The organism is Acinetobacter sp. CIP 64.7 (assembly GCF_000369745.1).
GTDB classification, from domain to species: Bacteria; Pseudomonadota; Gammaproteobacteria; order Pseudomonadales; family Moraxellaceae; genus Acinetobacter; species Acinetobacter fasciculus.
Window position 1 is genome coordinate 1,436,704 of sequence record NZ_KB850179.1, and the last position, 25,945, is coordinate 1,462,648.

Consider the following 25,945-nt stretch of genomic DNA (forward strand, 5'->3'; position numbering starts at 1 on the left):
GGTCTGTGGATGACATTAATCTAGGGAGATGCTGTCGCCGTACTGGTCTGTGGAAATAAACGTTGCTCCAGTTGTGGCAACATCAATTCCATATTCTTACCAATCACCCATTGCGGTTCTGATGGCTCAAAACCTTGAGCTGATTCCCATTTTGCTACGGTATCTGTGGCCTGTGCGAAAGCGCTTTGCAAGCTGCTATTTTCACGCATGGCTTCATCAAAGAACGCACGACCAAAATAGGTATAATCCGCTTCATTCGAACAGCCAAAAGACTGACGGTCAGCTGCCGAAGCCGTAATCACCAAGGTATTGTCATTCTGTAAAGCAGAAGCAAAACTGCCTGAAAAACAGGCCGAGATTACGATCACGCGCCAACGTATGCCTGATGCATCTAGTGTTTCACGCAACCATTTTGGATCAACCTGCGCCAGATCCAGTGGGGCATTTTCCATTTCAAATACATTCGGCAAACCGTGAGAGGTCATATATAAAAATAATACGTCACTTTCACGGTTCATCTGCTGCCCCATACGGCGCAATGTCAGCTCCATACTGGTTTTGGAAGCAATCGGCATAGTGGTACGTGTCGCTGGGTGATTGACCAAGGCAATCGATCGGCCAAAAGTACCAAAACGGGTATCAAACTGCTCTTTAATCCGCTCAACTTCAGAATGGAATACATCCTGATAGCTCGCTCCAGCTACTCCCATGAAATACCAGTGTGACTGTGCAAATTCACCATACTCGATATTTTCCAGCGCTTTATTCAGCAAAGTTGGCTGGGCATAGAAAGCATCTTCGGCAAAACTCGGTGGAATTTCTTCGACTTTCCAGATCGGCTGATCTTTGACTGAAATCTGCCAAACTACTAGCGTAAACAAAGTCGCCAGCATAATCAGCGCACGTTCCCACCACGGCCATTTTAATTCACGTGAAATCACCCAGACCACTGCCAGACTTTGCCAGACAAACAGCATGACAAAGAGCGTTGGAATATAGTCGTAAAGGATATAAGGCAGATAATCCAGATCACCCAGATACTGAATCAGACACTGGAACAGCATGATATGGGTATCTAACACCAACCATAACAAGGCTGGCACCAGCATCAAGCGTGGATTATTGACCCGTTGCGAAAGAAAAATACCGACAATCAGGGCAATGAAAGGCCAAAGCGCATAACTGATCAGGCCTTGAGAGTTAAAATCTCCCATACGGCCTGAACTGAGCCAGCTAAACAAACTGTTGGCGCAGCCCCCTAAGATCCCCCAGAACACCAGTTGCATGATGGATGGACGGACCAGTTGTAAAGAACGCCTCGACCCCAGAAATAACCACATCCCGGCAATTTGGTTGCTCTTAAAATCGTGCCAAAAATTAATGGAGGGTTTAAAGTCGATCATAGGATTTCAAGGAGATGAGTGGCTCGCTAATGTGCTGAATAAGTTTATGCTTGATAAGCATTTAATCAATGCTAATTTTAAATATATAACAAATCTTTGCTTAATAAAGAAGCCATTATCCTATTCAGCTACAAGTTCATGCTGAAAATACGCATCAAAGCGACAAGCATCGCCTTGCCATTGATGATTTGGCTCTTTTCCGGCCAGAAATACCGCCAGACGCGGACGTTTGACCACGACACGCTTGCCAATTTTCTGCGCCAGTTCTAGAAGGTTATCACCCAGATCCATTTCACCATCTTCAGGCAATAACATATGCAACAGCTGCATCTGTTTTTTGACCTGTGCCTGCTTTTTGACTGCCTGCTGATTTTGATCCCGCTGTGGGAACATTGGATCAAGATAAACTACATCGACAATTTGATGCTGCTGGGCCTGTTGCTGCAGATAATCGGCTGAATCAGAAAAAACCAAATGAATCCGTGATACGACCTGACTTAGAAATGCATCCGACTGGGCACGCGTATGGGTATCTTCAAGCAAGGTGAACAAAATCGGATGCCGTTCAACCAAGGTCACTTGCGCACCTAAATGTGCCATCAACAGACTGTCATGTCCCAGACCCGCAGTCGCATCAACTAAGCTTGGTTTTTCACTTAAATTACAGGCACGTGCAATCATTTCTGACTTTAAAGATGCGCGTTTTAAACGCCCGGTTTCCGCTTGCCAGTCCGGTTGCATCTTCATGCCGTTGGCACATAACCAGAGTCCGTCAGCATCAACACAAAGGGCCAGTTCAGGATTTAAACGGAAAAAACGTGCATTGAGTTTTTCAACAGTTTCAATCTCGACCTGTACCCCACGAGAAGAAAGCACAGCCTCGAAGTGCTGTGCTTTCTCTTGATCGTCAGATTCGGCATATAAGCGAATCGCGCTTACCATAATTTCCAACCTGTATAGGCAAATAATAAAATCAGCAGACCCGAAGCAATACGATACCAGGCAAAGATCATAAAGTCGCGTTTGGCCACATAAGCGACCAGCGCACGGATTAATATCAATGCCGAGATAAAGGAAACCAGAAGCCCAACCCCAATCACGGTCCAGTCTTCAGTGGTATTTAAGACATCATAGCTTTGATAAAGATCTAGCAGGCCAGCACCAATAATCACCGGAATACCCAGAAAAAATGAGAATTCAGTCGCTGCTTTACGGGACACACCCAAGAACATCGCACCGATAATGGTTGCGCCTGAACGGGAAGTCCCCGGTATCAAGGATAAAACCTGAATCAGGCCAATCCAGATCGCATCTCTAATGCTGAGTTCTTCAACTTCATGTACACGGACTTGTGGTGGATTCTTTTCAATCCAGATAATGATCAAACCGCCGACAATCAAACCAATGGCAATTGCAATATCATTAAACAGTAATTGTTTGACGGTTTGTCCCAGAGTCAGACCAATCAATATAATCGGAATAGAAGCCAGAATCAGGCCAATGCCTAAACGGCGACCTTGTGGTTCACCGCTGACAATCCCGGTCGCTGCCCCCCAAAGACGTGCCCAATATTCATAAATAACGGCAGCAATTGCCCCCATCTGGATCGCGATGACGAATACATCACTCTTTTCCTTGGTCCAGAAATTCATTAATTCTGATGCCAAAATCAAATGGCCGGTACTGGAAATAGGCAAAAACTCAGTAATGCCTTCGATAATACCCATGATGGCCGCTTTGAGTAGCAGTAAAAGATCCATGCTTTATCCTAATTAATTATGCTTTGCCTTGTTCTGGAATTTTTTTCCACGCGTTATCGCGTAAATATACGGGTAATGCCAATTCTGCACTCACCCAGTTTTCTGCTTGTGCCGCTGCACGTGCAATGCTGGCGATATCCTGTGCGGTGGCATGCACATCTTTATAAATTGAAGTTTCACTTTGTACCAGTTCAGCACCTGAACCTACCGGGGTAAAGCGCACAGCTTGGCTACCTTCTGCATAACTTAACAGTTGCTCATCATCGACCGGTTGCATAATTCCTTGGGCATCCAGTTGATAGCTCGCGATATAGACTTCGCTCATACGGGCATCCAATACCGCAGACACTTCAGTCAGACCGTGCAAGCGGTAGGCTGCTTGTGCCAAAGCTTGCAAAGTCGACACCGGAATTACCGGCACATCATTTGACCAAGCCAAGGCCTGAGTCACGGCAGCATTAATACGCACACCGCTAAAAGAACCTGGACCACGACTAAAGGCAATCGCGGTCAAATCAGCAATGGCCAGTCCAAGATCTTGCAGACCTTGTTCAATCATCGGGAGAATCGTTTGCGTTTGTGCCTTGGCGCGCGCATCAAGCTGAAAAAATAGTTCTTGAGTATCATCGATTACAGAAACGGAACACTGCTCATTGGCAGTCTCCAATGCCAGCACTTTCATGCACAACCTTAATTCAGAGAATATAAAAAACGCGGATATGATACTCCACTCATATCCGCTACGCGAGATTTTCCCGAAACAGATACAAAAATGCCTAGAAAATCTAGGCTTATGATTCACTCAATAAAAGAGCGCCTTAGAGTTGCACGTCTTCCAAATCCTGAAATTTCTGAAAATGCTCGGCATAATGCATAGCGCTCATTGTTAATTTTTGAATACTGTCTTCATCCAGCGTTTTCACCACTTTACCGGGTGAGCCCATCACCACAGAATTATCTGGAATCACCTTGCCTTCCGGAATCAAGGCATTGGCACCAATAATACAATTCTTGCCAATCACGGCATTGTTTAGAATGACTGCCTGAATTCCGATCAGGCTGTTATCACCAATGGTACAACCATGCAGCATGGCCTGATGCCCAATTGTCACATAATTGCCAATACTCATCTCGATACCGGCATCCGTATGCAGTACTGCATTTTCCTGCACATTACTAAAGTCACCCAATTTGATTTTACTGTTATCTGCACGTACTACGGCACCGAACCAGACACTGACTTGTCGTCCAAGCTCAACTTGTCCAATCACTGTTGCCGTTGGTGCCACCCAGCCATCCCAGGGCTGATGTGTAGCGGTAGGTAAGTGTCCCTGAAATTTGTACAACATTGATAAAATCCTGTTCAATGGTTAAAAAAATTTGGAGCGTTTAAAGGTTGGAGAATTAAGCAAGAATGGCCAGTCTTTTTTATAATCCAGCCCATATTGAAATAAAGAAATCAGCATACGTGCGGTCAAGCCCCAAACCACTTCATTTTCTACCCGCATACTCGGAAAATATAAAGATTGCTGGGCAAAACGGACTTCATAGGGTGTGGGCGTCACTTCAAGCAAATGCTGCAATGAAGCAAAGAAAATCCGGTCAATTTCTGTTGGTTGTGGAATCAGTTGCACTTGCGGAGGAATCAGTCCCACAATCGGCTTGACCAGCATACCATTTCGGGCTTTTTGCATGGGCAAATCACCCATTAAATGCACATCAAAGGGGTTCAATGCCGTTTCTTCATAGGCCTCTCTTAAAGCCACCACAATATTACTGGTATCTTGCGGATCACGCTTCCCTCCGGGAAATGAGACTTCTCCAGCATGATTATTCAAATAAGCTGAACGGCGCGTCAGCAATACTTTGGGGTCAGCTTCATCTGTAATTGCAATCAACACGGCAGCATGCGCAGATCGGATACGCTTGGAAAAACGTAAGCGTTGCTGCAACCTTTGTGTCAATTCACATGCATCCATTCTTTCAACCCTGACGATGATCATAATTTCATCATAGCTGATTTTAGTCGGGGCGGGAGAGAAATGATGCCAAATTTTGCTTTTTCAGTTATCCTGAGCATACTTTTATCATTGATGATGAATATGAACTTCTGTGTGAATTGTGGACATAAAACCACTGCTAAAATTCCTTTGGGCGATCAGCAAATTCGCAGCGTATGTGATTCATGCGGCTCTATTCATTACATTAATCCGAAAGTAATTTGTGGCGCTTTAGTCTTATTCGAAAACAAAGTACTGTTGTGCCGTCGTGCCATTGAACCACGCTATGGCTTATGGACTTTACCTGCCGGCTATATGGAACTGTTTGAAACCATGGAGCAAGGGGCTGCCCGGGAAACCCGCGAAGAAGCCGAAGCTGAAGTAGACATTGAACAGCTTTACTGTATGTATAACATTCCGCGTATTGGTCAAATTTATGTGTTGTTTAAAGCCAATCTGATTGATGGAAAATTTGGTGCGGGTGAAGAAACCATCGAAACGCGTTTATTTGATGAAGCAGATATCCCCTGGACTGAACTAGCCTTCCCGAGTGTAGAACATACCCTCAGACATTATTTTGAAGACCGTAAAAATAATATTTTTCCAATGCATCTGGAAACCTTAGGCACGCGTCTAGACCATACCGGTTAAATCTAATAGGCATAAAAAAATCCCATACTAAGATGGGATTTTTTTATTTTTAAAGAATATTATTTGGCTTTGACTTGATAGCAATCCGCAAGCTTAAACTCAACCGAACCACCGTTTAATTTTGCTAGGCTAATATCTGCCGGTGTTTCACCCTCATTGTTATTATTATAAACTTTTTGAAAACTCGCATAGGTATTGGCCCATTGTACCCCATCCCCTGCCGAATTCAGGAAAGTTACACGCCCATTCTGGCCGACATTAGTATCCAACACATTAGACAAATTGAGCAGCGCACCACCGATCACAATCGAATCCCTAGAATCCGGTGAAGACTGGATGCGTGAATCTACCCCTACCAATGCGCCATTAATATTACCAAACTTTTCATTGGCCAGAATCAGACGCATGGAAACCGCTTTATCAGCGACAAATGCACGTCCCAAAGTCCCGAGGCGATATTGTTGTATGCTTTGATGATCTAAGAGCGTATCTGCCAACACATCACCCTTACAGCCATTCACCGGATCAGTCGCGAAATTGCTGGAAGATTGCATATTGGTGCGTACATCACCATTACTGTCAATTACGATTCCCAAAGTAATTGGATTAACAGTGGTATCTGTAAATTTAAATTCCAGATTGGCATACATTGGGAAGATATATTTCTCCCCATCTGCGACGTTCTGCGCTGTTTTAAAAACCTGACGATCCAGATAACTAATCGGGAAAATCTTATATAGATCAACGCTTCCCGTATAGTTTTCACCATCGGCCTGCAAACGCCACAACCCCAAGTTGGCTTGATCGGAAGTATCCAGCGATTTTTTGTCAGTCACCACCTTATAGAAAGCTTCTTTACCCGCGATCACATAATCATTCAATAATCTGCCTTGATACAACTCAAGCGGAGTCGCATTATTTGCAACATTCAAGCGGTAAGGCGTGTTAATGGTTTTACTGGTTGGATGAATCCATGAACTTTGTGGATCAGCGGTCATTTGTACCGGTTTCACCTTACGGATGAGTTGAGCATTAATCCCCCCTAAGGAAGATAAATTTTCTTTAGCCAGAATTAACTCATTATCACGCCATTGTAAGCCGCTGCCAAAGGTATAGCCCTGGCGATCGGTAATCAGCATAAAATGGCCAAATAAATATTTATTATTCTTATTCTTAATATCACAAGGACTTTGATTACAGCCCACCAGTCCATCTGAACCCGTCAGGTTACTACCAATTACGCCTGAAGTTGAGAATAATGAAAATTCTGGCTGATACACGGCTGCGTTAGCAATCGTCACCAGTTTTTTAACGGTGGCAAAAGCCACCTCATCCGAAATTATGCTGATATCAACAAAATCTTTGATTTTAGTCGCCAAATCAGTATCAGTCAGACTAATATTTCCACTGATTTTAGCCAAATTTTTGCGCATGTCTTCAGTAATATATAAAGGTTGCACATCAGATGGATTAACAATACTTCCCTTTTGTAGTGCCAAAGCTTGCAGAATTTTAACCAGACGCATGGCCACCTGAACGGTAGGATCACCAGGCTCCAAGTTACTTACCCGACGTCCGCTAATCCCACTCGCAATATCAATCACACTTAAACGTGGCAGCTGAGTCTGGGCACTAAAACTGGCATAATCACTGAGTTTTATTTGACCTAAATTAATCTTATTCGAACCAAAACTTTGAATAGAAAACTCAATATTATCGGTCTTTTGGCAGGTTCCAGAAGCTACCCCATTTTTACTGTCAAATAACGTAATAAACGTATTTTCTGTATCGCCACTACAGTTGAAATTTAAACCATCAAGCGGATATTCCAGCCCCCATTCCACACAGTTAGTTTCACCGGGGGTACAAGCACCATTTTCCGTAGCTTCATCACCTGGTTCTTTTATAACATTGGCACTTTCCCCACCACATCCGCTCAGTGCCATTAAAAGTGTACTTATAGCAAATGGAAATAATATTTTATTTTTCATATTCTTATACTCGAATAGTCCTTATCGAATGGCGACTAATTTTAGTTGTCCATGATTTGTCAGCATCTTGTCTTCAACATCTATCGCGGAGGCCAAAGGCGTCAATAATACATATTCAGTTTGTGCAGGAATCTGGAGAACCCCTTCGATACGCTCATGTTGAATAATATTCGCCTGTCCTTCCTGATTTTTAAAACCGCCCGCTCCTTCAAGCACACAGCCACGACTGTCTAAAAATACAACAAAAGGCCAATAATACGTTGGATTTTTCTGGCTAGAGGCATAAGAGTTGATCTGAATATTCTGGATATCGAATTGAAGCTTGACCACTTCAAAATCAAATTCGTCTGCTTTAAGAGGCGCACGAGGCCACAGGTTAACTGCTTTTTTAAGGCTGATTTCTTTCGCTTTTTTAATTTTCTTATCAGTAAAACACTGCATGCCCAAGCTATCGATAGTCTCCGACTGTGAAATACGATAATAACTTTGGGCCAGTACCACAGGACCGGAATCTACTTCTGGAGTTTGAAACAAGGATTTTAATACGGATTGTCCCACCCCTTTTTCACGTTCAATTGTCTGGATCCGGGTAGTTCCGATATTTTTATCTACTACTCCTTCGAGCATGCTGTAGAAACGTTTTTTGCCTTCTAAATTAAATTCTTTATTTTCCAGATACTCACTATCCACATATTCAATGCCTTCAACCTGGCTAAATCCCGGTTTTTGTATGGTAGCAACAGAAGATCCAGTTTCAGCATCAGAAATTTGAGGAGCTTTAGATTCAGGTATTAATTGTGGTGTAGACTCAATCTGTGCTTGTGCAATATGCGGTTGTACTGGTTGTACTGGTTGTACTGGTTGTACTGGTTGTACTGGTTGTACTGGTTGTACAACTATATTATGGCCATGCTTAGGTTTAACTTGTCCATTTTCTACGACGGGCACTTTTTCTAAGTTTTGCTTTACAGGTGTGGACTGAACTGCTGCAGTTCCTGCTGTTTTCGACAATCGAGATTTGTCCTCAGTTTTTTTCTCTGCATTATTACGGGGTACGACTAATGGTCGTCCATCCGGACCAATAATCGTAATAAATTCTTTAGCGCTTATATAAAAAGACACGGATACCAGACTTAATGCCAGTACCGCTGTCAATCCAACGTTCCCTGTCTTGATCATTTTTCCCTTACCAACGAGTGCGATAATTCAAACCTAAAATTGTAATTTTGGTATCTGTTTTTACGTTTAAACCTGCATATGGGTTTAATAACAGGTTATTTACCCCTGTCTGGTTGGCTAAGCTACTGGTATTTGCTGGAATCTGATCTTTGCTACGCAAGAAACCAATTGATAGATCCAGATCAGTGTCTGCATCAAAACGGTAACCCACACCTAAACCAAATAACTGTGCACCATTGATCGGTACCATGGTATTACGCTTATTTTTTGGAATAGCACTGGTCCGTGGTTCATAACCTGCCCGAAGCTTCAAACGGTCTGTAGCGGAATACTCCATCCCGATACCAAAGTTCCACGGCGATTCAAATCCCATCGGTAAAGCCAAGGTTGAGTCAGTAACATTGGCAGACAAAATTTTGGCAATTTTTAGGGCTGAAATGGTACGATCAAATTCGAATTTAAATTCGTCCCAGACCTTGTAATCTGTCCAGCCAATATCAAAATTCACTTGCAAATCTGGCATCACTTTATATTTGATACCTGCCTGAAAATGCGCCGGATATTCAAAATCCTGCGACACCAGACCAGATTCACTCGATGGTATGTAATTAGGAAATCCAAGAATTGCAGCCAGAATCTGGCCGGTCGGTGAGGTCATTAAACCTTTAATCATTTCCTGAGGAGCTTTGGCATTATCAATATGATATTTACCTTTTAAGCGCATTTTTGCAGCACTTTGGTACACCATACCAAAACTAAAGTCTTCGCGCGGTTCCCACAATATTCCCAGGTTATAACTTGGGCTTAAGTTCTGCTCAAGCTCCAGTTGCATTTGACCAAACTTGCCAAATGGGTTCATCCCCTCATCCGCATTACAGATCCCGAGCAAAAGAATATCTGTAATAATGTCGGAATTTTCTTTAAACGGCGTACACACGACTTCGTCGATCATACGCAACATCCCAATCAACTCATTCGGGAAACGCAAGTCCGTTTTCATCCCGATGGCTTGATAAGACATCCCGATAGAAGCACCAATCGACAGTTGGTCATTGACCTCATAACCGATGGATGGTGACAGATAGGTAATCCGCTCTAAAGCAACCTGCTGTCCCATAAAGTTTGCCGGGTTCCCATCTTCATGACCAAAACCTGCCATGAGAGGAGCATAAACAGCAGTCGCATAAGTGGCTTTCGATCCAGGGGGATTGTATGCGATCCCCATCGTGGGTGCAGTCAAAGGAAGACCTTCGCCTAAATCCACTATTTTTTTCAGAAAAGGAACATACAGGCTGACATATTCCACATCGCCTTTGACTGGGCCTTTAAAATCGGTACACAAATCAGATGAAACTTCAGGACCGTCATTACAGACAATAGGATCATCAGAATAGCCAAATACGTTATATCCGGCCGGTACTGAAAACTCACGCTGGATATCAAAATTAGCCACAATGATTTGCTGTTCGGTTTGCAGACCATCAATTTTAGTCAGTGCAGCCGGGTTAAAGTGGATGGCATTGACCCCTGGAGGATCTGCGGTGACGGCATTCCCCATGGATAGTGCACGTAAATCAACTGAAAGGTTGGTTCCCAATTGTGCAAAGGTATAACTTGAACAGCCCGCAAGAATAATTCCTGTTAATAACGGGCTAAGTCGAATGTTTTTCATACGACACCCCTATTAACTAATTTTTTTACCAAAACCTAAAATATCAAGTGGGAATGACAGTCCCAACGAAACATCCGGTGCATCTTCGGTCAGCCCTAGGCCAACGGTACCATTAACAATTGTTTCTGGAGAAACTCGCACCCCTAAGGAAATTGCAAAGGTAGAACTGGTCTGATCTGCAGCAGAATAACTTTCACCAGTGTTATAGTTAAATTCCGCACCAGTATTAAAGCTTTGCTGATAGGACATGGTCATCGAAACATCATAGTTAAATGAATATGCGAAACCAAAGGCAAAGCCTCCACTAACACCAGGTTCAAACTCCTCAATAATCCGGCTACCTCGACGCTGATTCAGGCCCGATTCTTTAAAACCATAGTTCGCAGAAACCGATGCAAACAATACAACTGGGTCAATGTATTTACGTGTACTAGCACCCACTCCAGCAGAGTAATAGCCCTTTCCTGCTGCCAGATCTGTCGCGGCATTAATTTCATAAGGGCTATCACCGGTTTTAGTTGATAAATTACCAAATAAAATCAGAGGCAGACGACCTGCTTTTAGTGGGAAGGGCTCCCAGCGAGCACCCAGACTAATATCACCCAAGCCTGCCGTAGACGTATCTTTTAACAAGTCAGTTTTAGCCACTAAAGGTAGGGATGCAGTCAAGGTCAGGTTATCTTTCACGCCATATTGGAAAGTGAAAGTATTAGTCATACTATGTGTTGCATTTTCTTGAACACGTAGTTGATACAATTGGCCCTGTGCCATTTCTATATCAAGTTGGGTGTCTCGATAATAGGTATAATCAATATCGTAATATGATGAAATTTCGCCTTGTTTTATCAGAGAGTATTGGCGTTCATTTGACGTAAACACTTCTTCCAGGTTAGCTGCTTGAGTAGCATCTCCTTCTTGTTGAGAGGTGGATCAGGAAATTTAAACAACACTTATAAGTGATATTTTGCTCCCCAAATGATGTTATAAACATCAATATATGGAGTATTTTATGACACGTAGACCAAGAAGAAATCATTCAAATGACTTTAAAGCTAAGGTAGCACTTGCTGCGATTAAAGCAGAAAAAACACTTGCTGAATTGAGTGCTGAATTTGATGTTCATCAAAACCAAATTATTGACTGGAAAAATCAACTGATTTCAGCTTCCTCGCAAGCTTTCGATCAATCAAAAGCTCCAACAGAACCACCCATCGATCTAAAAAAACTACATGCAAAAATCGGTGAGCAGGCATTAGAAATTGATTTTTTAGAAGGTGTGTTGAAGAAACTGGGCCGCTTCAACCACAAAAGTTAATCGACGACTCACTTCAGATTTCAGTATCTAAGCAAGCTAAGCTGCTGAAAGTCTCCCGTGGTTGTTATTACTATCGCCCAAAACCTGTGAGTGAATCAGATCTGAAGCTGATGCGCTGTATGGATGAGTTACATATGCAATACCCTTTTGCAGGTAGCCGTATGATGCGTGATTTATTGAATCGTCAAGGACATCATATAGGACGACGTCATACACGTACTTTAATGAAGAAAATGGGCATTAATGCGTTATATCGTAAACCAAATCTAAGTCAGGCCAATCAAGCTCACCGTAAATATCCATATCTGCTCAAAGGATTGGCTATTCAGCGCAGTAATCAAGTGTGGTGTACGGATATAACGTATATCCCTATGGCAAAAGGCTTTGTTTATTTATGTGCTGTGATTGATTGGCATAGCCGCAAGGTACTTGCGCATAGGGTATCGATTAGTATGGAGGTGGATTTTTGTATTTCGGCTTTAAATGAAGCGATTGAAAAATATGGATCACCTGAAATATTTAATACAGACCAGGGCAGTCAGTTCACCAGTGATGCATTTATTGATGTATTGAAATCAAATGGCATTCAAATCAGTATGGATGGTAAAGGTCGATGGATTGATAATGTGATGGTTGAACGGTTATGGAGAAGCGTTAAATATGAAGAGGTGTATCTCAAAGCTTATAGCAGTGTCACCGATGCGAAAAAGCAATTGAGTGCATATTTTGAATTTTATAATTTGAAACGACCTCATTCGAGTCTGGACAAAATGACTCCAGATGAGTTTTACTATGACCAGCTACCACAACAAAATAAGGTAGCTTAACTAGAGCAGAATATCACTTATAAATAAGCTTTTAGTTGTTCAAACAAGTGGGACCACCTCTTTGCTGTAAAGCTTGAGATGCATCTACTACTTGGTTAGCCTGAGTCTCTACAGGTGCTGCTGTTTCCACGACAGCCTCTTCAACCGCTTCATATTCACCTAGTTCTGACTCTTCTGCAGCCTGCGTTTCGACTTGCCTAGTTTGATCGGGTACAGATGCAGCAGTTTCAACGACAACTTCTTCATCAACTGTTTCGTATTCACCTAGTGCTGGTTCTTCTGCAGCAAATGCAACGCCCATTACCATTTGAATGCTCAGTGCCAAGAACGTCTTGTTCATCCATTTACTGTTCATATCCATTTCACCATTTTAATTTTTATTACTGTTTTTCGTTTTATTTATTCTTGTAATACAGTCTCAGGAAGTTATGTTGATATTCCCCAAATTGTTCTGACTCTGTATTACGATTACGGTCCATACGGATCGTAGAAGCTTTATCAGCAATTTTGTCCATATAAAATTGTGGATACTGCATGTCAACCAAGGCATAGCGATTGATCGTAGCATCTTCTACATGACGCATATCTGATTCTTTTAATGCTAGAAAATTTTTGCGATATTGTTCAGGTACATTAATCAGGAACAAAGTGTTATTTTCCCAAATATCCTGAAAACGCCGTTCCTCAAAACTGATATTACCAAGTGCCGGATCTGCAACATAAACCCGGCCATTTTTATAACCTTTATAAACTACAAAATGCTTAAATCCCGCATAAGAAATCGGAACAATGGCAGGCTGATCTTGATTGACTAAATCTTTGAACTCTCCTCGATAGCCTCCACTTTCCAACCCTAAGGCTGAAACAAAGCGCTTCATATCAAGCAGAGAAAAACTACGGCGTTCAACAATTTTATCCGTTTCACCGAATTTCATTAGCCCACTCATGACTTGCTGCTCATCCAGCTGCGTACCGACATAACCATTGAGGAGGGTCGTCAGTGCTGCCGAACCACAACTATAATCATAAGCTTGACGTACAATGCCCTGAAACTGATCTAGAAGTGCCGGTTTTACTTCTACAGCTTCACGGTGCATACGCACAAAAGAGTCATTTCTTGAATCAAGAACTTCAGTATAGTGAACAGCCCCATTCGGCTGTTTTTTGATATCCAGAGCTTCTTTGGCAGCGTAATACATCAATGCCGAGCCCAACGCGATCTCTAACATAATTATTAACTTTTCTTATAATGGGCATGATGTGCCTATTTTTCTTTTTATAGAGCATTCACTCTACTTCCCTGTAACTAGAAAGATACCTGCTTTTTCAAAAAAATACAGTATTTTTTTTATTTTTTAGATAAGTGAGATAGTCATAAAAAAGCGCGTGTAAACACGCGCTTTTTTTTAAAAATAAAGATTAGTGGCCCGAAATAGTAATAATTGCGCCTTTAGTATAACTACCCTGAGCTTGAGAGTAGAAAGTTTGTAAACCTTGGACTTCCATATCACCAATTGATGATCTTGCTTCACGGTTACCTAAATGAATACCTTTAATGTATTGGTCTTTCGCCCCAGTATCATTACTTACAATACGAACATGCGCTGCCTTACCTAACTGAGCTGTAGTACCTACATAAGCATCGTTATATACAGAAATATCCTGGCTAATAGTTAAATCGTTTTTAGTTGCATCTGCGATTTTGATACTTTCAACAAAAATCTCACCAGCTTCACGTGTAGTCACTGGCGTTGTGCCTGCAAGCCCCACTGCTTTATTTTTAGACGAGTTATCTAAAATACCTAGGTTTTTAATTTCTAGACCACCAACCATTTTAGTATTCATCTTGATCATTGCACCTTGTGGAGCAGCACCCAGTTGAATATTGGCATTTATCACACCAGTTTTAACGTCAAAACCACTAATGATGTCGTTTACAACACCGGCACCACCTCGACGAATTGAATCTGGATCATCTGCACCAGATGCAGTTACACCAATTCGGCCAACTTTGATATCCAGACCAGATACTTGTGCAGCAACATTAATGAAAGGATTACCAGCACCAGCATCTGAATCAATCACCAAGTCAGCAAGGTTACGGGATGCAAGTAAATAGGCACCATTATTGTCATAATTGGCACCGATTACTACACCATAATGTTCTGTAGTTGTAGGATTTACACGATCAGCATCTGTAATAGCAGTATCACTGGTACCACGAATTACGATCGCACCTGCTGTAGAAGTACCTCCGAAACCCGCCTCATCTGCAACACCTTTTGGCGCTAAACCATCGTTATCATGGATAAATAATTTTTCAATAGCAATTTTCGAGATGCCGATACCAATTGTCAAACCGTCTTGACCCGTTGTTTCGCTTAGAGATGCATCATCCATTGCTTGCATCGCCATCGCATTGGCACTAAATGCAACTGAAGTCGCTAAAACTAATTTTGTAAATTTTTTCATTGTTTACTCTCCCAAGAGTACTATTTTTTTGGTTGTGAATTACTCAGTGTTTAGGCTGTATTTTTTATTTTCTGACAGCTTAAGCATCTTTCCTTGAGTAATTTGCTAGCCCACTTAAATTAGCGTCGAGTCAGTTTTTGATCAACTGTTGTTGGTCGCAATCTGTCGCTTACCGATAAACGGTATTTCATGATTTAAAAATATTTTCCTGACTTCTTGATATAAAATAGTGAGTCATATTGAACTCTCTATAACTGAATGACCGAAGCTCTCTATCATCGTCCCTTAAAGTTTGAATCACATCTAGTTGCAGATCTATTATCCGCATTGAAGACATTAGATCATCTGGTGTATTTAAATAATAATGGTCAGCCTTTTATTGCCTGCTGCGCTCAAGAATATTTTGTTGCGCAGACATCACAAATTCAGTCTTTTAAAAGAATAGGGATTGAACAGTATCAACCCAGCCCATCTGAATTTAATTTAGTGATTAATGCATTAAAAACTCCTCAAGAGAATGGCTTTCATGGAGGCTATGTTGGCTTTATCGGCTACGATTATGCGGCTCAACAATATATTCAGTATCCAGATCGTCCTCAACCTGGTTTATTTATTGGTCAATTTTCTTCCTACATTAGACCAACCCCTGATGGCTGGATGTTCTATAGTGATGATCCACAGGCAGAACAGATTTTCAATCATATTCAAAACCTACTTAATCAAGATAAAATTCACCCGACATTTCATTTAAAAAATCCTTGTACCTCACGCTGGACCAAATCTGTCTATACTCAGGCTTTTCAGAAAATTCAGGACTATATTGTTGCAGGTGACTGCTATCAGATTAATCTAACCCAAGAATTTAAAGGTCGTGCCCAAGGCTCCCTCTTAGCCACTGCCCAAGCATTCTGGACATTAACCGAAGCGCCCTATGCGGGTTATTTACGTATTGGTGATTTTGAATTACTCAGCTGCTCACCCGAGTTATTTATTGACTTCGAAAAAAATCGGAAAATTATCACCAAACCAATTAAAGGCACCATGCCACGCTATACAGATCCAGTGCTGGATGAACAATCTAAACAAACATTAAAAGCATCGGAAAAAGATCAGGCAGAAAATGTCATGATTGTGGATTTATTACGTAATGATTTAAGTGTGTATGCGGAAACAGGTTCGGTTAAAACACCCAAATTATTTAATATCGAAAGTTTTAATCAAGTACACCATATGGTGAGCGAAGTTGAAGCGACCTTAAAAGCAGATATCAATCCTTTCGAGGTGTTAATGTCAGCCCTACCAGGTGGCTCAATTACGGGTGCACCTAAAATTCGTGCCATGCAGATTATTGCTGAACTGGAAGGTGCAGCACGTGGGGCTTATTGTGGATCAATGGGTTATTTTAATTTTGATGGTACCGGTTCCTGGAACATTCTGATTCGTTCCATCCAAAAATATCAAGAAGATGTTTCTTTATGGGCGGGTGGTGGTATTACCATTTCTTCGGATTGTGATGCAGAATATCAAGAATGTTTTGATAAAGTTTCAGCGATGCTGGATCTGTTAAATACGTGGTATCAGCCTAAATAAATAAAAAGCGAATCATTTGATTCGCTTTTTTCTACAAATCCACCCTAACCCTCCTTTACTCAAAGAGGGAACTCCTCCCTTTTCAAAGAGAAGCTAGGAGGGATTTTAATCACACCAAAATCTCATTTTTTAGCGTATCGACTAAACGCTGATTTTGCTCATCTGTACCAATGGTAATTCTTAAGAACTGGTTAATACGTGGCTTGTTAAAATAACGCACGATAATGCCACGTTCACGCAACTCCCTTGCAAGCTCGCCTGCATCCGTAGATGGCAATGAGGCAAAAATAAAGTTGGCACTCGATGGTAAAACTTTAAAACCAAGCTCATTTAATTGAGACACCAACTTTTCACGACTGACGATAACTTTCTGATTCTGTGCTTCAAAGTAGGCCTGATCTTCAAATGAAGCGACCGCTGCAGCAATCGCAAAACGGTCCATCGGATAAGAGTTAAAGCTGTTTTTGACTGCTTCAAGTGCTACAATCAAATGTGGCTGGGCAATCGCGAAACCTACTCGCAGACCTGCAAGAGAACGTGACTTCGATGTGGTTTGACACACGACTAAATTTTCATATTTCTCAACCAGCTTGACTGCTGATTCGGCACCGAAGTCGACATAGGCTTCATCAATCACCACCACTGAATCCGGATTGGCTTGCAGAATTTCCTCAATCGCCGCTAAGCCCAGATCAATACTGGTCGGTGCATTAGGGTTAGTGATAATAATGCCACCATTAGCTTGTTTATAGTCATCTACCACAATTTCAAAGTCATCATTGAGTGGCAAGATTTTGGTTTTGACGCCAAAAAACTGACTATAAACCGGATAGAAACTATAAGTAATGTCTGGATAAAGGACAGGCTGTTCTTGAACAAAAAATGCTTTAAAGATATGTGCCAAAACTTCATCTGAGCCATTGCCGACAAAGACGGTTTCAACAGGTACATGTTGCTGTTTAGCGATTGCCTGTTTTAGCTCTGATGCATCCGGGTCAGGATACAGACGCAAAACATCCGCCGAATTCGCAAGTACCTTTTGAACTGCTTCTACCACTTTGGGTGATGGTGGATACGGATTTTCATTGGTATTAAGTTTTAAAATATTCTGGATTTTTGGTTGTTCGCCTGGGGTATACGGTTCTAATTCACGTACTTCAGGACTCCAAAAACGCATTTGTTCTGTTGTGATATTCATTTTATATTCTCTTTAAACCCTCTCCTAACCTCTCCCTGAGCCATATATGGCGCAAGAGAGGAATTTTCATTAATAAAGACACAAGATTTTTGTGGTTTAAATTCTCCTCTCCTTTTAGGAGAGGGTCAGGGAGAGGTTGTAATGCTATTTATGATTGATAACGATAACGTGCTGACTGTGCATGTGCATCCAAGTTCTCTTGTTGCGCCAAGATATCCGCAGTTTTTGCTAAAGTTTTTACACCTTCTTGTGAGCACATGATCAAACTTGAACGCTTCTGGAAATCATAGACACCAAGTGGCGATGAAAAACGCGCAGTACCTGAAGTTGGCAAGACATGGTTTGGCCCGGCACAGTAATCACCAATGGCTTCAGGCGTATAACGACCCATAAAGATTGCACCTGCATGACGAATGCTATCAGACATTGCTTCTGCATCATCTAAACATAACATCAAATGCTCAGGCGCTACCTGATTAATCAAATCTGACGCTTCTTGACGGTCTTTTACCAAGACTAAAGCACCACGATTGGCAATCGAAGTACGGGCAATTTCCGCCTTCGGTAATGTTGCCAAGTGCATTTCAATCGCCTGTTCAACGGCATTTAGCAACTGTTCATCTGGTGTGATGAAAATGGCTTGTGCCACAGTGTCATGCTCAGCTTGCGAAAGTAAATCCATCGCCAGCCATTCAGCATTATTTTGGCCTTCGGCATATACCAGAATTTCAGAAGGCCCTGCAATCATATCAATCCCGACTTGACCAAATACTGCTCGCTTCGCAGCCGCCACAAAACGGTTCCCCGGACCTGTGATTTTATCAACCGGTGGGACAGTTTCGGTACCATAAGCCAATGCCGCAACTGCTTGCGCGCCACCAATCGTAAAGACACGCGTTACACCTGCCAGATATGCAGCCGCCAATACCAATGGATTTAAATCACCATTCGGCGCAGGCACTACCATAATAATTTCCGGCACACCCGCCACATGTGCAGGCACCGCATTCATCAACACAGAAGATGGATAAGACGCCAAACCACCGGGTACATAGATTCCCACACGATCCAGTGGGGTCACTTTTTGACCTAGCGTATTGCCCAAGGCATCCACATAGGTCCAACCATCCTGTTTTTGTACCTGGTGAAACTCACGCACGCGTGCTGCAGCAAGCTCTAAAGCTTCGCGTACCTCAGTCGTTAGCCCCTCAAAGGCAGCTTGTAGTTGTTCTTGGCTTAACTCTAGATCTGAAAATTGATGCGCCGGATGTCGATCGAACTGTTGAGTGAGTTTAAGAACTTGAGCATCACCATACTGACGAACATCAGCAATAATTTGATCTACAGTTTTTAAAAGTTCAGGATCATTAACAGTTTCAAAAGCCAACAAGTCAGCAAATGCTTGCTTGAAGTTTTGATCTTGGGTCGATAAACGTCGCATCAATTTACCCATCAGGTTTGAATTCGAAGGCTTTAGTTTACCTGTTTTCCAGACTTTTGTCGGCAGCTATAGTGCTCTAGCCCTATGAGTTTTATTGGAAATAACTTTTGGTAAAATTGATGAAAGAATTTACATCGTATTTATGTTCAATCGAATAAAAAAACCGCCCTGAAAGGACAGCTTTTTTAAATAGCAAGCTTAAGCCTGTTTGGCCTTTTCACGTTCTTCTACTGCTTTTTCAAGCTGTGCCAGAATCGGATTTAACAACGCTTGCTTACGCTTGAAGCTAGCTTTGTTTACGATTAAACGTGAAGACACTTTACAGATTTCTTCAAGTGGCTCTAAGCCATTGGCACGCAAAGTATTGCCTGTATCTACGACGTCAACAATGTAATCGCCCAGACCAACCAGTGGTGCAAGTTCCATGGAGCCATACAGCTTGATCACATCAACCTGCTCACCCAAGCTGGCATAGTATTGACGGGTCAAATTCACGTACTTGGTCGCAATTTTTAAGCGACCTTTAGGACGTTGCATCCCCACCTTACCGGCGGTCATCAATTTACATACCGCAATTTTCAGATCCAATGGTTCATAGACATTTTGCGCGCCATGTTCCATCAATACATCTTTACCGGCCACACCAATATCGGCTGCACCATTTTCAACATAAGTCGGTACATCTGAAGCACGTAAAATTAAGATACGAACCTGTTTATGCGTGGTCGGGAAAATCAGTTTACGAGACTTATCAGGATCTTCTAAAAGATTAATCCCTGCTGTTTCTAGCAAAGGTAAAGTCTCTTTTAAGATACGCCCCTTACTTAATGCCAAAGTTAAACCATGATCAAAATTGCCCATTACGTCAAAGTTTGGATCATCGTTTCTCATATCGCTCATTAATTTACTCGCTTAATTTGGGCACCTAAACTTTGTAACTTTGCTTCTACATCTTCATAACCGCGGTCAATATGATAAATGCGGTCAATCAGCGTTTCACCTTCAGCGGCAAGTGCTGCCAACACCAAAGAGAACGAAGCACGTAAATCTGTTGCCATTACGGGTGCAGCTGAAAGTTTTTCTACACCCGTTACCACAGCATCATTACCTTCAACCTGAATATTGGCGCCCATACGTGCCAATTCAGGAACATGCATGAAACGGTTTTCAAAAATCGTTTCAGAAATTGTTGCAAAGCCTTGAGCAATGGCATTCACAGCCATAATCTGGGCTTGCATATCGGTTGGAAATTCCGGATGCGGTAGAGTCTGGAAACTGACAGCTTTCGGACGTTTACCCAGCATATCCAGTTCAATCCAGTCGTCACCACGGGTCACTTCTGCGCCCATTTCTTCAAACTTGTCCAGCACCGCTTCCATCAGGGACGGATCGGTATGCGTGGTTTTGATACGACCGCCAGTGATCGCTGCCGCTGCCAGATATGAACCGGTTTCAATCCGGTCAGCAACAACCGCATATTCACAACCATGCAGACTTTCGACACCAGTCACGATTAAAGTATCAGTATCCAGACCTTCAATCTTGGCACCCATCTTGATCAGCATTTGCGCAAGATCAGTGATCTCAGGTTCACGTGCTGCATTGCGAATCGTGGTCACACCATCGGCCAACACGGCAGCCATCAGAATATTTTCTGTTCCACCTACAGTCACCATATCAAAAACGACTTCGCCACCTTTCAGGCGACCATCGACTTTGGCATGTACATAACCGGCTTCCACTTCAATCTCGGCGCCTAAAGCTTCTAAAGCTTTTAAGTGCTGATCCACAGGACGGGAACCAATCGCACAACCGCCTGGCAAAGACACTTTTGCACTACCATAACGCGCCAATAATGGACCAAGCACCAAAATAGAAGCACGCATAGTTTTTACGAGCTCATACGGTGCGAACTGGTTATCTAATGTAGACGTATCAGCAACAACCGTATCGCCTTCATAAGTCATGGTGATCCCAAGACCAGCAATCAGCTTCACCAACGTATTGACATCTTTTAGATTAGGAACATTTCTCAGCGTAATCGGGGTATCAGCAAGAATCATTGCTGCCAATAATGGAAGTGCTGCGTTCTTTGCACCAGAAATGCGCACTTCACCTTCGAGCTTGATACCGCCCTGAATTAAAAATTTATCCATTAAATGATTAAGCTCCAAATAAGCTTACTTTGCGCCATTCTTCTTTTGTCATCGCGCGAATCGTTACTGCGTGAACTGCACCACTGGCAATATGGGCATTGAGAGGAGCATAAACAGCTTGTTGGCGTGCAACTGGACGCTTACCTTCAAATTGATCATCCACAATACGGAGATCAAATTTTCCGCCCTGACCACTCACAGCAACATCCGCCTCTGGAAAAGCGGCTTCTAAAATTTCAGCGAGCTGTTCATTATTCATCACAAGACCTCTTATAGGACTAAGGGTGTAAAACGAGCCATTTTACTATAAATAGCAAAAATAATTCATGGATCCATACATTATATATATAAAAAAAAGAGGCTTTTAAAACCTCTTTTTCATCATTTGTCCTTTATAGGGCTAAAGGATGCTGCTGTAAATGCATTTCCCGGTATCGATCAATCTGCCGTTTCAATTTTTCGGTCAATATTTTAATTGAGGTATACATATCATCTGCGGTGGCGTGAGCAAAAAATTCAATGCCCGGTAATCGGATAATAGCCTCTGCGATATGATTACTACTGCCCTTTCTAGAGCGTTTATCAATTTGATGATCTTTCGAGAGTTTCACTTGCATACTATTCACCTGATCTAGGTGCTTCGTCATCTGTGAAAACTTGGTTTTTATACTTTCTTCAATAGCTGGCGTAATCGATAAATGATGTCCACGAATTGTTATTTGCATAGTTCTATCCCTCACCTTCGTTAGGATTAGAAGAGTCACAATATAAAATAATTTAAATACAGCAACTTATAAATAAAATATCCGTATTTTAAGTCCTGGATCAAATCATTTTACTGCTCCTCAAAAGAAAAAAAGATTCATTATGCTGTCATAATGAATCTCTAGAATAGCCAGATTTCAAATTTTAGATCAAGACTTTTCGTTCAGAAGATGAAGGAATATGTAACGATTCACGATATTTCGCCACCGTACGTCGTGCCACATCAATGCCTTCATCTTTTAACATATTGGCAAGTGCATTATCAGACAGAGGCTTACGGGCATTTTCTTCGGAAATCAGTTTTTTGATTTTGGCACGAATAGCAGTAGAAGATGCTTCACCACCTGAAGTAGTCCCGACATGACTCGAGAAGAAATATTTCAACTCGAACAATCCACGTGGGGTCAGCATATATTTATTGGTGGTTACACGAGAAACTGTAGATTCATGCAATTCGACTTCTTCGGCAATATCTCTTAAAACCAGAGGTTTCATGCCTTCCGCCCCAATTTCCAAGAACATTTTTTGATGTTCTACAATACAAGTCGCGACTTTCAATAAGGTTTTATGCCGTTCATCGATACTTTTGATAAAGTTCTTCGCTTCCAGCATCTGATTACGCAGGTACTGATTATCATCGCTTTGATCTGCACGACGAATCATTTTGGCATAAAAAGAATTGACGCGTAACTTTGGCAGTACATCCGAGTTTAAATTGACTTGCCAGCAGTTATTCTTTTTCATCACCACAACATCTGGCACCTGATAATCCGATTCCTTGTTTTCAAATTCCAGACCTGGATGCGGTTTTAAGGTTTTTAGCAAATCTACGGCACAGCGCAACTGTTCTGGATTTAAGCCAGTCTGTTTGATCAGCTTAGGAAGCTCATTGGTAATCAACAATTCATAATGTTGCAGAAGTTTGATCGCATCATTTCGGCAAGGGGTTGACGCAGGTAAATTATCAAGTTGAACCAATAGGCATTCTGCCAAGCTTCTAGAACCTACACCTACCGGATCCAAACGCTGGATATGCTTTAATACAACGGCAACCTCATCATCTTCAATTTCTTCTTCAGACCCCATAGAAGAGAGTAAATGTTGTACTGATGCAGTAATTTCACTCAACTCAGCATCTAAAAAACCTTTGTCGTCCAAAGAATCGACTATGCAATAAGCGATTAATTTATCAACCTGTGAAAAATTCAGCAGATTAATTTGTTCTAGCATATATTCTTGCAGGCTCTGATGCCCTTGACGATTATCTTCACGCTCTTCGAACTCGGCTGCCCCCAGACTTGTAGGTTGATGGGTATAGACATCATCCCAATCGGTATCTACAGGTAAGTCATCAGGCAGATGATCGGCATTAAGTTCATTGGTTAGATCGTGATTTTCATTATTTGATTCAATTGTAGATAAGCTTTCCAGGGTAATTTGCTCTTCAACTTTTTCTAATAGAGGATTACTATCAAGTTGCAATTGAACTTCTTGCTCCAATTCCAGACTTGAAAGTTGTAATAGCCGAATTGCTTGCTGTAATTGTGGAGTTAATGACAGCGAGTTCGCAATTTTTATGCCCACTGATAATCTCATTGTTACCCCCTTAATAGAAAATCCCGTTTTATAAGCAATTTTTATGCCGTTTTATTTTTTATAACATAGATTTACCAAAAAACATACAAATTGGATTTTAAATTTCTAGTCTTTCGCGACTAATAATTGTTTAAATACTTAATTTTTCGCATAAAAAAACACCCCCAAGCCTTGGCTTGAGGGTGTTTTCGAATAATGAGCTGGCGATGACTTACTCTCACATGGGTAACCCCACACTACCATCAGCGCTAAGAGGTTTCACTTCTGAGTTCGGGAAGGGATCAGGTGGTTCACTCTTGCTATGGTCGCCAGCACAACTGGTATGATTACTTACTGAGGTCTTATGGTTGCCTTAGCTTTCTTCAAATCTTGCACTCTGTTCAAAGCAGTGCTTTGAACATCGTTCATTAACAGATATATCTGAGTTGCAGTAGTTTGTTCGATTAGCTTAACTAAATCAAGGCTTCGTCTGATCGTTAGATCAATATGAAATCAATTGATGCTTTATATACAACTGTTTGGGTGTTGTATAGTCAAGCCTCACGAGCAATTAGTATTGGTCAGCTTCACATATCACTATGCTTCCACATCCAACCTATCAACGTCGTAGTCTTCAACGGCTCTTTAGGAGACATAAAGTCTCGGGGAAATCTTATCTTGAGGTAGGCTTCCCGCTTAGATGCTTTCAGCGGTTATCCCTTCCGAACATAGCTACCCGGCGATGCCACTGGCGTGACAACCGGTACACCAGAGGTTCGTCCACTCTGGTCCTCTCGTACTAGGAGCAGATCCTCTCAAATTTCCAACGCCCACGGTAGATAGGGACCGAACTGTCTCACGACGTTCTAAACCCAGCTCGCGTACCTCTTTAAATGGCGAACAGCCATACCCTTGGGACCTGCTTCAGCCCCAGGATGAGATGAGCCGACATCGAGGTGCCAAACACCGCCGTCGATATGAACTCTTGGGCGGTATCAGCCTGTTATCCCCAGAGTACCTTTTATCCGTTGAGCGATGGCCCTTCCATACAGAACCACCGGATCACTAAGACCTACTTTCGTACCTGCTCGACTTGTGGGTCTCGCAGTTAAGCGCGCTTTTGCCTTTATACTCTACGCGTGATTTCCGACCACGCTGAGCGCACCTTCGTACTCCTCCGTTACTCTTTAGGAGGAGACCGCCCCAGTCAAACTACCCACCAGACATGGTCCTCGTCCCGGATAACGGGACAGAGTTAGAACCTCAATATTACCAGGGTGGTATTTCAAGGACGGCTCCATCGCAACTAGCGTCGCGACTTCAAAGCCTCCCACCTATCCTACACAAGTAAGATCAAAGTTCAATGTCAAGCTGCAGTAAAGGTTCACGGGGTCTTTCCGTCTAGCCGCGGGTACACCGCATCTTCACGGCGAATTCGATTTCACTGAGTCTCTGCTGGAGACAGCGCCCCCATCATTATGCCATTCGTGCAGGTCGGAACTTACCCGACAAGGAATTTCGCTACCTTAGGACCGTTATAGTTACGGCCGCCGTTTACTGGGGCTTCGATCAAGAGCTTCGCTTACGCTAACCCCATCAATTAACCTTCCAGCACCGGGCAGGCATCACACCCTATACGTCCACTTTCGTGTTTGCAGAGTGCTATGTTTTTAATAAACAGTTGCAGGGGCCTGGTTTCTGAGGCTGTCGCCCGCTCAAGGAGCAAGTCCTATCACAGACAACAGCGTACCTTCTCCCGAAGTTACGGTACCATTTTGCCTAGTTCCTTCAGCAGAGTTCTCTCAAGCGCTTTGGTCTACTCGACCTGACCACCTGTGTCGGTTTCGGGTACGATTCCTGTGTAACTGAAGCTTAGAGACTTTTCCTGGAAGCATGGTATCAGCCACTTCACTGTACAAGTACAGCTTGCTATCAGTTCTCAGCATAGAG

Annotated in this window: 21 protein-coding genes, 1 rRNA gene, 2 pseudogenes and 2 other annotated features; of the genes and pseudogenes, 3 read left to right on the plus strand and 21 right to left on the minus strand. The window is 42.4% G+C overall.

Going from position 1 to position 25,945, the window contains the following annotated elements; all coding sequences use genetic code 11:
* Positions 1–20: 20 nt before the first annotated feature.
* From F890_RS13490 to F890_RS13515, 6 genes are all read right to left on the minus strand, one after another.
* Positions 21–1,403 carry a C13 family peptidase gene (locus tag F890_RS13490; RefSeq protein WP_005267398.1) on the minus strand — a complete coding sequence of 461 codons (1,383 nt, stop codon included), beginning with the start codon at positions 1,401–1,403 and terminating at the stop codon, positions 21–23.
* A 120-nt stretch (positions 1,404–1,523) separates the two neighbouring features.
* Positions 1,524–2,345 (minus strand): class I SAM-dependent methyltransferase, encoded by an 822-nt coding sequence (locus tag F890_RS13495; RefSeq protein ID WP_004646043.1) that lies wholly within the window; start codon positions 2,343–2,345, stop codon positions 1,524–1,526.
* Positions 2,339–3,163: an undecaprenyl-diphosphate phosphatase gene (locus tag F890_RS13500; RefSeq protein WP_004279167.1), complete on the minus strand. Its 825-nt coding sequence runs from the start codon at positions 3,161–3,163 to the stop codon at positions 2,339–2,341. Before F890_RS13500 ends, F890_RS13495 begins: the two co-directional genes overlap by 7 nt.
* Positions 3,164–3,179: 16 nt before the next feature.
* Positions 3,180–3,845 (minus strand): tRNA (adenosine(37)-N6)-threonylcarbamoyltransferase complex dimerization subunit type 1 TsaB, encoded by a 666-nt coding sequence (gene tsaB / locus F890_RS13505; protein ID WP_004646042.1) that lies wholly within the window; start codon positions 3,843–3,845, stop codon positions 3,180–3,182.
* A gap of 136 nt (positions 3,846–3,981) precedes the next feature.
* Positions 3,982–4,509, minus strand: a complete 528-nt coding sequence (locus tag F890_RS13510; RefSeq protein WP_171057008.1) for a gamma carbonic anhydrase family protein — start codon at positions 4,507–4,509, stop codon at positions 3,982–3,984.
* Between the two features lie 24 nt (positions 4,510–4,533).
* The gene (locus F890_RS13515) at positions 4,534–5,142 is read right to left on the minus strand and encodes an NUDIX hydrolase (protein ID WP_004646038.1); all 609 of its coding nucleotides are present in this window, start codon (positions 5,140–5,142) and stop codon (positions 4,534–4,536) included.
* A 123-nt stretch (positions 5,143–5,265) separates the two neighbouring features.
* Between F890_RS13515 and F890_RS13520 the strand changes: the two genes are divergently transcribed.
* Positions 5,266–5,814 carry an NUDIX hydrolase gene (locus tag F890_RS13520; RefSeq protein WP_161785319.1) on the plus strand — a complete coding sequence of 183 codons (549 nt, stop codon included), beginning with the start codon at positions 5,266–5,268 and terminating at the stop codon, positions 5,812–5,814.
* A gap of 59 nt (positions 5,815–5,873) precedes the next feature.
* Here the strand turns inward: F890_RS13520 and F890_RS13525 are convergent, their stop codons facing one another.
* The 4 genes and pseudogenes from F890_RS13525 to F890_RS13540 form a co-directional block, all read right to left on the minus strand.
* A complete protein-coding gene (locus F890_RS13525) occupies positions 5,874–7,805 on the minus strand; it encodes a putative pilus system protein FilF (RefSeq protein ID WP_005267403.1) in 1,932 nt (643 codons plus the stop codon).
* Between the two features lie 21 nt (positions 7,806–7,826).
* A complete protein-coding gene (gene filE / locus F890_RS13530; protein ID WP_005267404.1) occupies positions 7,827–8,984 on the minus strand; it encodes a putative pilus assembly protein FilE in 1,158 nt (385 codons plus the stop codon).
* A 7-nt stretch (positions 8,985–8,991) separates the two neighbouring features.
* Complete coding sequence (locus F890_RS13535) at positions 8,992–10,656, minus strand: putative pilus system OmpP1/FadL family transporter FilD (protein ID WP_005104905.1); 1,665 nt, start codon at positions 10,654–10,656, stop codon at positions 8,992–8,994.
* Positions 10,657–10,668: 12 nt separating this feature from the next.
* Positions 10,669–11,577 (minus strand): annotated as a pseudogene (locus F890_RS13540) (hypothetical protein); the annotation flags it as partial.
* 88 nt (positions 11,578–11,665) lie between these two features.
* Here F890_RS13540 and F890_RS18305 point away from each other — a divergent pair.
* A protein-coding gene (locus tag F890_RS18305; protein ID WP_227554019.1) for an IS3 family transposase occupies positions 11,666–12,798 on the plus strand; the annotation gives its coding sequence in 2 pieces (ribosomal slippage) (positions 11,666–11,918 and positions 11,918–12,798; 1,134 coding nt in all).
* A 52-nt stretch (positions 12,799–12,850) separates the two neighbouring features.
* On the opposite strand, the pseudogene F890_RS13555 reads toward F890_RS18305, so the two are convergent.
* From F890_RS13555 to F890_RS13565, 3 genes and pseudogenes are all read right to left on the minus strand, one after another.
* Positions 12,851–13,159 (minus strand): annotated as a pseudogene (locus tag F890_RS13555) (hypothetical protein); the annotation flags it as partial.
* A 34-nt stretch (positions 13,160–13,193) separates the two neighbouring features.
* Positions 13,194–14,027 carry a putative pilus system C39 family peptidase FilB gene (locus F890_RS13560; protein WP_004730731.1) on the minus strand — a complete coding sequence of 278 codons (834 nt, stop codon included), beginning with the start codon at positions 14,025–14,027 and terminating at the stop codon, positions 13,194–13,196.
* A 190-nt stretch (positions 14,028–14,217) separates the two neighbouring features.
* Positions 14,218–15,270, minus strand: coding sequence for a putative pilus system protein FilA (locus F890_RS13565; protein WP_005104907.1), 1,053 nt, complete (start codon positions 15,268–15,270; stop codon positions 14,218–14,220).
* Between the two features lie 258 nt (positions 15,271–15,528).
* Here F890_RS13565 and F890_RS13570 point away from each other — a divergent pair, with 258 nt between their 5' ends.
* Positions 15,529–16,860, plus strand: a complete 1,332-nt coding sequence (locus tag F890_RS13570; protein ID WP_005104908.1) for an anthranilate synthase component I family protein — start codon at positions 15,529–15,531, stop codon at positions 16,858–16,860.
* A 109-nt stretch (positions 16,861–16,969) separates the two neighbouring features.
* Here F890_RS13570 and hisC read toward each other — a convergent pair whose 3' ends face one another.
* From hisC to rrf, 8 genes are all read right to left on the minus strand, one after another.
* Complete coding sequence (gene hisC / locus F890_RS13575; RefSeq protein WP_005104909.1) at positions 16,970–18,058, minus strand: histidinol-phosphate transaminase; 1,089 nt, start codon at positions 18,056–18,058, stop codon at positions 16,970–16,972.
* A gap of 148 nt (positions 18,059–18,206) precedes the next feature.
* Positions 18,207–19,511: a histidinol dehydrogenase gene (hisD, locus tag F890_RS13580; RefSeq protein ID WP_005104910.1), complete on the minus strand. Its 1,305-nt coding sequence runs from the start codon at positions 19,509–19,511 to the stop codon at positions 18,207–18,209.
* A 186-nt stretch (positions 19,512–19,697) separates the two neighbouring features.
* Positions 19,698–20,399 carry an ATP phosphoribosyltransferase gene (gene hisG / locus F890_RS13585; protein ID WP_004646025.1) on the minus strand — a complete coding sequence of 234 codons (702 nt, stop codon included), beginning with the start codon at positions 20,397–20,399 and terminating at the stop codon, positions 19,698–19,700.
* Positions 20,399–21,655, minus strand: coding sequence for a UDP-N-acetylglucosamine 1-carboxyvinyltransferase (murA, locus tag F890_RS13590; protein WP_005262612.1), 1,257 nt, complete (start codon positions 21,653–21,655; stop codon positions 20,399–20,401). The genes hisG and murA overlap by 1 nt, the downstream gene beginning before the upstream one ends.
* A 7-nt stretch (positions 21,656–21,662) precedes the next feature.
* Positions 21,663–21,914 (minus strand): BolA family iron metabolism protein IbaG, encoded by a 252-nt coding sequence (ibaG, locus tag F890_RS13595; RefSeq protein WP_005267411.1) that lies wholly within the window; start codon positions 21,912–21,914, stop codon positions 21,663–21,665.
* 133 nt (positions 21,915–22,047) lie between these two features.
* A complete protein-coding gene (hpf, locus tag F890_RS13600; RefSeq protein WP_004730744.1) occupies positions 22,048–22,380 on the minus strand; it encodes a ribosome hibernation-promoting factor, HPF/YfiA family in 333 nt (110 codons plus the stop codon).
* A gap of 184 nt (positions 22,381–22,564) precedes the next feature.
* Positions 22,565–24,016 carry an RNA polymerase factor sigma-54 gene (locus F890_RS13605; protein WP_005262613.1) on the minus strand — a complete coding sequence of 484 codons (1,452 nt, stop codon included), beginning with the start codon at positions 24,014–24,016 and terminating at the stop codon, positions 22,565–22,567.
* 198 nt (positions 24,017–24,214) lie between these two features.
* A 5S ribosomal RNA gene (rrf, locus tag F890_RS13610) occupies positions 24,215–24,329 on the minus strand.
* 229 nt (positions 24,330–24,558) lie between these two features.
* Positions 24,559–25,431 (minus strand) — a sequence feature (23S ribosomal RNA rRNA prediction is too short).
* A 9-nt stretch (positions 25,432–25,440) separates the two neighbouring features.
* Positions 25,441–25,802: a sequence feature (23S ribosomal RNA rRNA prediction is too short), on the minus strand.
* Positions 25,803–25,945 lie beyond the last annotated feature (143 nt).